At 33.7% G+C, this 11987-nt stretch carries 11 protein-coding genes; 4 read left to right on the forward strand and 7 right to left on the reverse strand.

What is annotated here, in order from left to right:
• A partial coding sequence (locus tag DCO46_RS20505) for a hypothetical protein (protein ID WP_116754347.1) occupies positions 1-308 on the reverse strand: 308 nt, incomplete at its 3' end.
• A gap of 154 nt (positions 309-462) precedes the next feature.
• On the opposite strand from DCO46_RS20505, the gene DCO46_RS20510 reads away from it, so the two are divergent.
• The gene (locus DCO46_RS20510) at positions 463-1692 is read left to right on the forward strand and encodes a multidrug effflux MFS transporter (RefSeq protein ID WP_116754348.1); all 1230 of its coding nucleotides are present in this window, start codon (positions 463-465) and stop codon (positions 1690-1692) included.
• A gap of 110 nt (positions 1693-1802) precedes the next feature.
• Here DCO46_RS20510 and DCO46_RS20515 read toward each other — a convergent pair whose 3' ends face one another.
• From DCO46_RS20515 to DCO46_RS20530, 4 genes are all read right to left on the reverse strand, one after another.
• Positions 1803-3062, reverse strand: coding sequence for an NAD(P)/FAD-dependent oxidoreductase (locus tag DCO46_RS20515; RefSeq protein ID WP_116754349.1), 1260 nt, complete (start codon positions 3060-3062; stop codon positions 1803-1805).
• 85 nt (positions 3063-3147) lie between these two features.
• A complete protein-coding gene (locus DCO46_RS20520) occupies positions 3148-4482 on the reverse strand; it encodes a DEAD/DEAH box helicase (protein WP_116754350.1) in 1335 nt (444 codons plus the stop codon).
• A gap of 187 nt (positions 4483-4669) precedes the next feature.
• Positions 4670-6208, reverse strand: a complete 1539-nt coding sequence (locus DCO46_RS20525) for a DEAD/DEAH box helicase (protein ID WP_116754351.1) — start codon at positions 6206-6208, stop codon at positions 4670-4672.
• Between the two features lie 107 nt (positions 6209-6315).
• Positions 6316-6849: a DUF6155 family protein gene (locus DCO46_RS20530; protein WP_116754352.1), complete on the reverse strand. Its 534-nt coding sequence runs from the start codon at positions 6847-6849 to the stop codon at positions 6316-6318.
• A 242-nt stretch (positions 6850-7091) separates the two neighbouring features.
• On the opposite strand from DCO46_RS20530, the gene DCO46_RS20535 reads away from it, so the two are divergent.
• Both DCO46_RS20535 and DCO46_RS20540 read left to right on the forward strand, forming a co-directional pair.
• Complete coding sequence (locus DCO46_RS20535; RefSeq protein WP_116754357.1) at positions 7092-7379, forward strand: DUF3817 domain-containing protein; 288 nt, start codon at positions 7092-7094, stop codon at positions 7377-7379.
• Complete coding sequence (locus DCO46_RS20540) at positions 7372-8628, forward strand: mechanosensitive ion channel family protein (protein ID WP_116754353.1); 1257 nt, start codon at positions 7372-7374, stop codon at positions 8626-8628. The genes DCO46_RS20535 and DCO46_RS20540 overlap by 8 nt, the downstream gene beginning before the upstream one ends.
• Positions 8629-8757: 129 nt before the next feature.
• On the opposite strand, the gene DCO46_RS20545 is transcribed toward DCO46_RS20540, so the two are convergent.
• A complete protein-coding gene (locus DCO46_RS20545; protein ID WP_116754354.1) occupies positions 8758-9183 on the reverse strand; it encodes a hypothetical protein in 426 nt (141 codons plus the stop codon).
• A 133-nt stretch (positions 9184-9316) separates the two neighbouring features.
• Here DCO46_RS20545 and DCO46_RS20550 point away from each other — a divergent pair, with 133 nt between their 5' ends.
• Positions 9317-9718, forward strand: a complete 402-nt coding sequence (locus tag DCO46_RS20550; protein WP_116754355.1) for a glyoxalase — start codon at positions 9317-9319, stop codon at positions 9716-9718.
• Positions 9719-9782: 64 nt separating this feature from the next.
• On the opposite strand, the gene DCO46_RS20555 is transcribed toward DCO46_RS20550, so the two are convergent.
• Positions 9783-11759 carry a thiamine pyrophosphate-dependent enzyme gene (locus tag DCO46_RS20555; protein ID WP_116754356.1) on the reverse strand — a complete coding sequence of 659 codons (1977 nt, stop codon included), beginning with the start codon at positions 11757-11759 and terminating at the stop codon, positions 9783-9785.
• Between the last annotated feature and the right edge of the window lie 228 nt (positions 11760-11987).

The following is an 11987-nucleotide window of genomic DNA, read 5'->3' on the forward strand; positions in this document are numbered from 1 at the left end:
CCGTAAACTTTTCCGGTTTCATCTGTAACATATTCGAATAATAATTTTTTGTTGTCCGGCTCAATTCCAAGTTTATAACTTGAAAATTTTGTTCCTTTTAAATCAAACTGTTGCTGCGAATCAATGATTTTTCCATCTGCATAAAAATTTGTGATGGTTTTATTCAGCGTAATATCCGGATAAAATTGGTTTACCTTTTGAAGCAAAGCATATTGAGCTACGTTTGCATCTTCTTGTTTAGATGAAATTGTCTGAGCAAATGAAATGGTTGTGGTGATAAAAGCTAATAGTAAAATGTACTTTTTCATGTTTTTAATTTTAAATTAATCGTTTTCAAAACACTTTTGAAAACCGAATAGGCAGAAATAAACTAACCTCTTTTTGAGATATAGAAAGTTTCTCTACTTAACAAGGTAGTAAATATTTACCTTTGCCCGAAATTAAAAGCAATCTTTTAAGAAAATGACAACAAAAAAATATATTCAACTTATCCTCATTTTAGGTTCTCTAACTGCTCTTGGTCCTTTTTCTATCGATATGTATTTGCCCGGTTTTTCCGGAATTGCAAAAGACCTGCATACCACAGTTGCCCGCGTTTCAATGAGTTTGTCCAGTTATTTCATCGGAATATCTGCCGGACAATTGCTTTACGGACCTTTATTAGATCGCTTTGGACGAAAAAAACCTTTGTTTATAGGGCTTTCAGTTTACATTTTAGCTTCATTAGGCTGTGTTTATGTTACAGATATTGATTCCTTTATACTATTACGCTTTATTCAGGCTATCGGAAGTTGTGCTGCAACTGTAGCTTCTGTAGCCATGGTGCGTGATTTGTTTCCTGTAAAGGATATTCCAAAAGTTTTTTCTTTGTTAATGCTTGTTCTAGGACTTTCTCCAATGCTGGCACCAACAATTGGAGGTTATGTAACAGAAGATTTTGGCTGGCATATGGTGTTTTTTATATTAATGTGCATGGGAATTGCAATTTTAATTGCTTCACATTTTGGTTTGCCAAATAGTTATAAACCTGACACTTCAATTTCTTTAAAACCAAAACCAATTATTTCAGGTTTTATAAAGGTGCTAAAGGAACCACAATTTTATACGTATGCTTTTACAGGTTCTATCGCTTTTTCGGGCTTATTTACCTACGTAGCGGCCTCTCCTATAATTTTTATGGATATTTACCATGTAGACGCTAAGACTTATGGGTGGATTTTTGCTTTTATGTCTGTAAGCTTTATTGGTTCAAGTCAGCTGAATTCGGTTTTATTGAAGAAATTCTCAAGTGAGCAAATGATCTTTGCTGCCTTAATTTTACAATCTGTAATCAGTATTGTTTTTCTTTTTCTTTCCTTAAATAATATGTTAGGATTGTATACAACTATTGCAATGCTGTTCTTGTTTTTAGGTTGTTTAGGAATTTCAAATCCAAATACCGCAGGGCTTACAATGGCACCTTTTGCTAAAAATGCCGGAATTGCTTCGGCTTTGATGGGTGCTATTCAATTAGGTTTAGGCGCTCTGGCTTCATTCGCTGTGGGTGTTTTTGTAAAAGACTCTGTAGCACCAATGGTACTTATCATGACTTCTACCACCGTAATTGCTTTTATTGTTTTGAATATTGGAAAGCGCTTTATTAAAGAAAAAGTAACTGTTTCTGAAAACGATGATGTTTTGGCTGGACATTAAATTTATTAAATTCCAATTTTTAAATTCCAAATTCCCAAAGAGATTGTGAGTAACATAAAAAAGCCAGATTTTAAAAATCTGGCTTTTTTATTTGATATTTATGGATTTAACTAATTTCTTTTATCAGGTCTGATAATCATTCTCAGAGACTGGTCTCTGGCGAAATAAGCTACCATCCAGTTATAAAAAGTATTGAGTCTGTTTCTGTACGTTATTAAGGATATCAGGTGAATAAACAACCAGATTATCCAGGCAAAAAATCCTTTGAAATGCCATTTTGGACTTGGTAAATCTACGACAGCTTTGTTTTTTCCTATAATTGCCATAGATCCTTTGTCATTGTAAGCAAATGGTTTAAGAGGCTTATTTTTAACCATTGCTTTAAAGTTTTTGGCTAAGTTTAATCCTTGCTGAATAGCAACCTGAGCTACTTGTGGGTGTCCGTCAGGAAAATTTTTATCTCCGGCAGTAATTGCAGTATCGCCAATTGCGTAAATATTTTCAAGACCATTCACCTTATTATACTGATCGGTTGCCATACGTCGGCCACGGCCATAACTTTCAGTTGGAATTCCGTCAAAAAGTTTTGCTGAAACACCGGCAGCCCAAATCAAATTTTTGGTTTTGATGGTATCTCCATTTTCAAAATGAACAGTATCGTCTACATAATCTGTTACTCTGGTATGAAGTTTTACAACAACTCCCAGTTTGGTAAGAGCTTCTAACGTATCTTTTTGAGATTCTTTACTCATTGGTGCAAGCAGTGCATCTCCGCCATCTACCAAATAAACATTGCTGGCAGAAGTTTCTAACTCAGGATACTCTTTAAGTAAAATATTTTTACGCATTTCGGCAAACATACCAGAAACTTCTACGCCTGTTGGTCCTCCACCGGCAACTACAATTGTCAATAATTTACGGCGTTTGCGAATATCTTTGGTAATTGCGGCTTTTTCAAGGTTTTTAAGCAATGTATTTCGCATTTCGATGGCATCATTTAATGTTTTCATCGGAATGGCGTTTTTCATTACGTTTTCCATACCAAAATAACTTGTTTCTGCACCGGTAGCAAAAACAAGGTAATCATAGTCTAATTCTCCATTGTTGAGAATTATTTTATTTTCGGCAGGAACGACAGTAAGTAATTCTCCTAAACGAAATTGAAGATTCTTTTTTCCGGCAAAAAATTTTCTGAAAGGGTAACTGATGCTTGATGGCTCTAAGAAAGCTGTTGCAACTTGATATATAAGAGGTGGAAAAAAATTATAATTGTTCTTGTCTACAAGTGTTACTTGTATTTCAGGTTGGTTCACAAGCTCTTTTGCGAGATTTATGCCTGCAAAACCACCTCCAATAATGACTATTTTCATATATGTTGTTTTATGAATAAGGATGTTTTGTTTTAAATTACCTTAAATGTACAACATAATTTAACAGTTACAAAGTTGACGGAACTTAGTTTTTAAATTTTTTAACAGGTTTTTCAACTATATCGATTTTGTTTTGCAAAACATAGTTAGCAAGCAATTTTTCGATTAGCTCCTCTTTTGTCAGATGATGAAAAACAGTTTTTACTTTTGTTTTTAAATCCGCAGAAATATCGTGATTTGGCTTTGTTTTAAAGATTTGTTTGGCCCACAAAAGGGTATTGTTTTCTTCTAAACTTACGGCAGTTGGTTTTTTGAATTCGGTAAACTTAAGATCTAATTCTCTCTCAAATTCCGGAATTTCAATGGCTTCTTCCTGCTGAATTACTGTCAAAGCAAGCCCTTTTGCCCCTGCCCTTGCCGTTCTTCCGCTTCTGTGAACGTAGGTTTCATAAGTATCAGGCAAATGGTAATTGACAACATACGAAATTTCTTTTACATCGATTCCTCTGGCAGCCAAATCTGTAGCTACTAAAATATTAATATGGCCTTCACGAAATTGTTCCATAATTCTGTCACGGATTCCCTGAGACAAACTTCCATGCAGCGCACCGGAAGAAAAACGGTTTATTGCCAGATTTTTGGCTAATTTATTGACTGCAGCTTTGGTTTTACAAAAAATAATCCCTCTCTCCCCTTCTTTTGAATTAAGGAAATGCATTAAAACATCCAGTTTTTCAATAGGATCAACCACAATATATTCGTGATCAATTCCCTGGTTGCCAATTGTTTCCATATTGGCACTTACCTGAACTACATTTTTGTTTAAATAATTCTGGATCAATTGTTTGATTGTTCCCGGTAAAGTGGCAGAAAATAATAAAGTGCGGTGTTTTTTGGGCAATTCAGCGATAATTTCATCTAAACTTTCTTTTAGAATAGAAACCATTTCATCAGCCTCGTCCAGGACTAAATATTGTGCTTGTTTAAAATCAACCGCTTTACGCTGAATCAAATCGATTAAACGTCCCGGGGTTGCAACAACAATATGGGTGGGTTGTGCAAGTCTTTCAATTTGAGGTTTTATGGGCGTTCCTCCGCAAGTTGAAGCGATAGAGATATTTGGAATGTGTTTTCCAAAATCTTCCAGATTTTTAAAAATCTGCTGACCAAGTTCTCTTGTCGGAACTAAAATTACAGCCTGAACAATGTCTGATTTCGTATCCATTAATTGTAATAATGGCAGTCCAAAAGCAGCTGTTTTTCCAGTTCCTGTTTTTGCTAAACCAACAACATCATGGGTTTCAGTCAATAAAAGCGGAATTGTTTTTTGCTGAATTTCTGTTGGTTCAACAATGCTTAATTCACCTAAAGCTTTTAAAATGGGTGCTGAAATTCCTAATTCTGAGAATGGTTTAGACATTTTTATTTTTGTTTATTTTATTTTTATTTGTTTCAAGTTTCAAGTTACGCAGAAACTTAAGAAGTTTGACAAAAGGAGAAATCACATTTAATGATAAATGCCATTTCTCCTTCTAATTATTATGATTGTTTTAGATTCCAAAAACTTGAAACATGAAACCTGAAACAATTAAAAACTTATAAAATTATCAATCCGGTTCGTTCATGATTTTTTCACGGTATTTTTTACCGATCAGCAACGTCATATTTTTCTTGTAGTCATCAACCAGCCATTCACGGTAGTTTTTGCTACACTGGCTCAGACATTTTGCATAACGCTTAATACGGCATTCAATATCATCATCAAGTTCTTTTCCTAATGATTTAGCTTCCTGTAGTGTTTCAGTGTTATCAACACACATAGCTGCATGTTGCTCCAGGGATTTGTCCAATACGATTTTTGAACGCAAATTTTGCTTAATGGCTAATTTATGTTCTTCATCAACATCAAAAGTAACATCAGGAGTTTTGCTGAATTTAGCTCGTAATTCCGGCGGCATGCTGTATTTAAAAAACATTTCGATCTCAGTATCATCACGAAGGTTTTCAAGATAAAACTCAGGAGATTTAAAAATATGCTGCCAGTTTACCGGCTCGCTCCATAATCCAAAACGAGCTGCATTATTACCTAAATCAATAACTGTAAATTCATCTTTTCCAGGTAGTTTACGAGAACCACGACCAATCATTTGGTAGTATAATGTTAACGATTTTGTTGCTCTGTTTAAGATAATAGTCTCAACTGTAGGCTCATCAAAACCGGTAGTCAGAATTCCGACAGAAGTCAGGATTGCATCCGGAGTTTTCTTAAACCATTGAAGGATATCTTTACGTTCTTCGGTACTGCTGGTATTGTCAAGGTGTCTGATATCGTAACCTGCTTCTCTAAAAGTTTCATACACATATAAGGATGTATGGATACCATTATTAAAAATCAGGGTCTTTTTTCCTAACGAACGCTCTGTATAAGCATGAAGCAATTTTTCCTGCATGATTGTATTTGTATACAAATCATCAGAAGATTTTACTGTATAATCTCCATTGATACCAACTTTTAGGGATGTTAATCCAACATCATAACTATAAGTAGTAGCACGTGCCAAAAATCCTTTGTCAATTAACGAACTAATTGTGTCTCCAACAATAAGCTCATCATAACTTTGATGCATTGGCAGCTTTATATTCGAACTCAAAGGTGTTGCCGTTACTCCAAGAATAAAAGCATTTTTGAATGAATTTAATAATTTACGGAATGAGTTGTAATGTGCCTCATCAATAATCACCAAACCAATATTATCAAGATGTAATTTTTCATCATTGATACGGTTTTTTAATGTTTCAACCATGGCCACAAAGCAGGAATATTCATTCTGGTCAGGCAATTCTTTTACTTTGCTATTGATTATTTTGTTAGTTACACCAAAACCTTTCAGCATTTTTGAAGTTTGCTTACAAAGTTCGATTCGGTGTGTCAATACCACCACTTTTTTATCATTATGAGACAAATAGCGACGAACGATTTCAGAAAAAATTACTGTTTTTCCACCACCTGTAGGCAGTTGATATAATAAATGATGTCTGGAAGGAGCGTTATCTAAGCGATCAAAAATGGCGTCAATGTCACCTTTTTGATAAGCATAAAGTTCTTTTTTGTCTTCTCTTTCTATTTCTAACGTGTTTTGGAGCATTGTAATTTTTGGATTTTTGCAAAAGTACACCTAAAAAACAGTTATTCATTGTGTTTTAACTTAAAAAAAATTATTCTTTTTAATAAGATTTTTTATGGGAAGTGTTTTTATAAGTCGATTTTATCTAAAATTGTATCAAAATCGTACTTATTTTTCCATTTCTGTTGAATAGTTTCTTGTTGAATTGCAACAATTCTTGCTTTAAATTCATTCAAAATTCCATTTGAGATTGTAAAATTAACAGCCTGCTCAAAAGAATTAAACATACTTTTGTAAAACAATTCCTGTTTTATTAGATTTTGTGAGGAGTAAGTTTGCGCAATTTCAATGTTATATAACATTAGATCAGCAATTATAAAAGCATCTACTCCGAGCGAAATAAAATGTTTAATGATTTTTTGTGCAACCGAACGACGCATTTTTGCTTTTGGACGCCATTTTGAAGCCGGTTTTTTTATTGGAAAATATTCATGTGAGATTTTAACTTTGCTTTCCTGCAACAGCTTATCTTCTTTAGGGTTAAAAGCAAAATCATAAAAAACCTTTACCGGGGCAAATTTTTCATACAATTCAACAATCTGTTCTTCGAGTTGTTCTTTACTTAATTCTGCCAGGTATTTTTTTAAATCGCGTTTGCTCATTATTAATGTTTGAATTAAATTTCAATAACTAAGTTAAGTTCCAATTTTTTAAAATCCAAATTCCAGCTGGATTGCTTAAATTTTATAGTGTTATTATTTTGAAAAGGACAAATTACTGTAAAGAAACACACAAAAACGTTACCGGCTTAACAATATGAAAAAACAATTTATTTTTTGGTTTCAGATATCAAATACCAACCATAATGCCTAATTTTGCTGGTATAAACTCAAAAAATAATTACATGCTCAAGATTTTTAAAGTTACAGCAATTTTAGAAGGAATCTCATATTTAGTTTTATTCGCTAACATGCTTATAATCAAAACCAATAATCCGGAACTTTATCATACATTATTACGTCCGTTAGGAATGACTCACGGTATTTTGTTTATTGGCTATATTATATTGGCATTTTTGCTTAAAAAATCACAAAACTGGGATTTAAAAACCTTCGGAATCATTTTAATTGCTTCTCTTATTCCTTTTGGAACTTTCTATATTGAAAAAAAATACTTAGAAAATAATGCATAAGTTCCTGGATAAAATATTCAATTTTTTATATCCCGTTTTTAGAGATTGGGGAATGAGCCGCAATTTTGCGTCTTATATCAGCCTTATCTTCAATATTATCATTCTTATTGCGCTCGCGTATGTAATCTACTATGCAGCCAAGTTTGTTTTGGTAACCCTAACCGCTATTTTTGCCCAGAGAACCAAAACAAAGTTTGACGATTATTTAATTCAGAACAAAACAACACGTTATACGGCGTATTTAATTCCTTTTTTCTTTATTTACAAAGCAGTTCCGGTAATTTTGGACAGGTACGAATACTGGGAGCTGATGTTTGGAAAAATAGTTGGTGTCTATATTGTTTTACTGGGGTTATGGATCGTAAGGACCATTTTTAATTCCCTAAGAGATTACTTAAAACAAAAGCCTGAATATAGCGATAAACCTATTGATAGTTTCGTCCAGGTAATCATGATTGTTCTTTGGATTTTTGGTGTAGCTCTTATCATTTCGACTTTATTCGGAATTAAAAAAGGCGAATTGTTAACCATTTTAGGAACGCTTTCAGCAATTATCATTTTAATTTTCAGAGATACTATTTTAGGATTTGTATCGAGTGTTCAGGTAGCTATAAACGATATGGTTCGTATTGGCGACTGGATTACAATGGATAAATTTGGAGCCGACGGTGATGTGATTGAAATAAACCTAACGACTGTAAAAGTCCGAAATTTTGACAATACGATTACCACAATTCCAACGTATGCCCTGAGTTCCGATTCTTTTCAAAACTGGCGCGGAATGCAAAAGTCTGAAGGAAGACGTATTAAAAGGCATGTTTTGATAAAAAGCAGCAGTATTCGTTTCCTGAATGATCAGGATCTGGATCACATGAAAAATGTTCAGTTAATAACCTCTTATATCGAAACAAGACAGGCTGAGATTATAAAATACAATGCTACACGTGGTATTGATAAATCGCTTGCGCTAAATGGCCGAAATATGACCAATTTGGGTTTGTTTAGAAAATACATCATGCAATATCTTCTGGATCACCCCGGGTTAAATAAAAACATGCATATCATGTGCCGACAGTTACAATCAACAGAACATGGGGTTCCTTTGGAAATTTATGTGTTTTCAAGTGATAAACGCTGGGCAAATTACGAGTATATAATGGCTGATATTTTTGATCATATAATGGCTTCAGTCATTTATTTTGATTTGGAAATATTCGAATTGCCATCTCAGATTGGAAGGTTTGATTAGTTTTTTTGTTTCAGGTTTTTCAAGTTTCAGGTTTCAGGTTCAATTTGACGCGTATCAATTTATGCTCAATTTAATAACCTGAAACCTGAAACCTGAAACCTGAAACTTCAAACTTCAAACTAACCCCTCCTACTTCTGAATTTCTTCAAAAATAAAATCAGGGTTCTGATAGCTTAAACTACCCTGAATAAAACAAGGCAGGTTCATATAAGTACCCGCTATTCCTTTTCCTAATATTAATGAGTTTTCTTTTTTGAGCAAAGCTAACGGAATCCTTTTCCAGCTTCCTCCATTTGAAATGTAGTGGATATCGCCTGTCAGGGTATCTCCTTTAATATCACCACGAACATCACCTGAATCTTTCCCGATTTTATAATACGATAGTTCATAACGTCCATAAAAGCGTTTGTCACTAATCTTTAATGCCATAACAGCAGTATCTTTTCCTTTTACAGCTCTATATTGTACTTCTTTGTAATGATCCTTTTCTTTTGAATTACAGGAGATTACCAAGGTTAAAATCGAAATAAGAAAAATAATTGATAGTTTGTTCATTTGAAAAATTTTTAAAGGATTTAAGTCACATTATAAATTCAGTTAATAGCAAAGCCTATTTTTTATTTAAGTTTTAAGTATAAAAAAATAGTTTTTTTTCTGTTTTATTTTTTCTTAAATTTAAAGAAAAAACATGACAGACAGAGACACTTTTTTAAAAGAATTCAGAGGCGAAACTTTAGGAACTGTAAGTGCTCAGTCTTCAGCTGATGAGTTGTTCCAAAATCAGACGATCAGGCCGGTTTTAAAACTTCAAAATGATATTTTTATCGCAGCTTTTGCCAACTATGTAAATAAAAACAAACCTGATTTCTACTCTTATACGGTCGAAAAGAAATTGCAGACCATCGAAAATTCCATTCAGAAAGACATTAAATTCAGGAATTCATTAAAAGGAATGGTGATGGCTCTTTTTACTGTTGAAGAATACAATACGTATATTCAAAATTCATCCAGTTTAAACAAAAGAATGATGAATTTGCTGATTGAAAGATTAAAAAGCCAGGTACAGTTGTTTGAAGAAGTAAAATTTTAAAATATTTTAAGCTTCTGAGTTATTAAGATCATTAAAGAACTAAATAACTCAGAAGCATATCTTACTAATATTTCAGCAATTCTAATAAAACGTCTTCAAATCGGTTTTTAGCCAAAAACTGATCTTCAAGTGCTTTTGTAAACGGAATTGGAGAATCAAGACTTGCTACTCTTTTTACGGGAGCATCCAGATATTCAAAACATTCTTCCATTATTAGAGCCGAAATATCGCTGGCAATACCGCCAAACAAAGTATCTTCCTGATAGATAATTGCTTTTCCTGTCTTTTTTACCGATGCAAAAATAGCTTCAGTATCCAAAGGCTGTAATGTTCTCAAATCAATCAGATCAGCTTTTATTTCAGGATTTTTAGCCAACGTTTCTAAAGCCCAGTGTACAGGCGCTCCAAAAGAAATAATAGTCACATCATTTCCTTCCTTTAATAAAGCGGCTTTCCCTAACGGAATAGTATAATAATCAGCCGGAACATCCTGATAAACGCTGCGGTATAATTGTTTGTGTTCAAAAAATAAAACCGGATTAGGATCATTAATAGAAGTATTTAAAAGACCTTTTGCATCATAAGGAAAAGCCGGATAAACTACTTTTAGACCTGGTGTTTTTGTAAACCAGGCCTCATTTGTCTGTGAGTGAAACGGCCCCGCCTGAGTTCCGCCGCCACAAGGCATACGAACAACAACATCGGCTTTTTCTCCCCAGCGGTAATGCGTTTTTGCCAGTAAATTTACAATAGGATTAAAACCTGTCGAAACAAAGTCAGCAAACTGCATTTCAACAATTGCTTTGTGACCGTTGATAGATAATCCCATTGCAGCAGAAACAACGGCACTTTCGCAAATTGGAGTATTACGAACGCGTTCTTTTCCAAATAAATCTACAAAGCCATCTGTGATTTTAAAAGCTCCGCCATATTCTGCAATGTCCTGCCCCATGATAATTAAATTCTCATGGCGTTCCATTGACTGCTTTAAACCTTTGCTGATAGCATCAATAAAACGGATATTTTCTAAAGATTCCGAAGGATTAACTTCTTCATGTTCATACGGTTTATATACATCATCTAATTCTCCGCTGTAAGTTGGTACAATTTCAGGTTCTACGTTTGCAATTGATAAATTTTGATCAATTTCCAGTTTTATTTCTTCGCGTAAAGCGGTATCAAATTCTTCGGTAAGGATGCCTTCTTCTAATAAAAACTTTCTGTAATTATCAACAGGATCTCTTGTTTCCCATTGTTTCATTAAATCTTCCGGAACATATTTGGTTCCGCTTGCCTCTTCGTGACCACGCATCCTGAACGTTTTGAATTCCAATAAAACCGGATGCGGGTTTTCTTTCATTTCCTTCTTTAACTGTACTATTTTATTATAAACTTCCAGAATATTGTTTCCGTCAATAATATAACTTTCTATACCATAACCAATTCCCTTATCAGCAAGGTTTTCACAATAATATTGCTCATTAGTTGGCGTAGAAAGTCCATAACCATTGTTTTCTATAATAAACATTACGGGCAACTGCCAAACAGCAGCTATATTCAGGGCTTCATGAAAATCTCCTTCACTGGTAGCGCCTTCACCGGTAAAAACAGCTGTAATTTTTTTATTGTTTTTAAGTTTATCAGCCAGTGCGATTCCGTCTGCGATACCTAATTGAGGACCGAGATGCGAAATCATTCCGATGATATTATATTTTTGAGTTCCAAAGTGAAAACTACGGTCCCTTCCTTTTGTAAAACCGCTTGCTTTTCCCTGCCATTGCGAAAAAAGCCTGTGCAAAGGAATATTTCGGCTAGTAAAAACACCCAAATTCCGGTGCATTGGCAAGATGTATTCAAAATCGTCCAAAGCCGCAGTAACTCCAACAGCCACAGCTTCCTGACCGATACCGGAAAACCATTTTGAAACTTTCCCCTGACGAATCAGGATTAGCATCTTCTCTTCTATCAGTCGGGGTTTTAGTATTTTTTTGTATAATTCTAATAATTTGCTTTCTGGAAGTCCTTGTTTGTAAAAGATCATTGGTCGTTATTTAATGTTTCAAATATATAAAAATATAACAATTTTAACATTAATTGTTATAAAAATAAAAATCAGGTTTTTTAATTTTAATCTTTACTAGTAAACTAAATTTAGTTTAAATGAATAATGAATATATTTTTTCTCTCTAATTTATAAGATATTTCACGTTTTGCCGTAATCTGTAGAATTCGAATATTGCCGGATTCTCAAAATTGAAAACGTAAAATT

The organism is Flavobacterium sp. HTF (assembly GCF_003105115.1).
In the GTDB taxonomy this organism is placed as follows: domain Bacteria; phylum Bacteroidota; class Bacteroidia; order Flavobacteriales; family Flavobacteriaceae; genus Flavobacterium.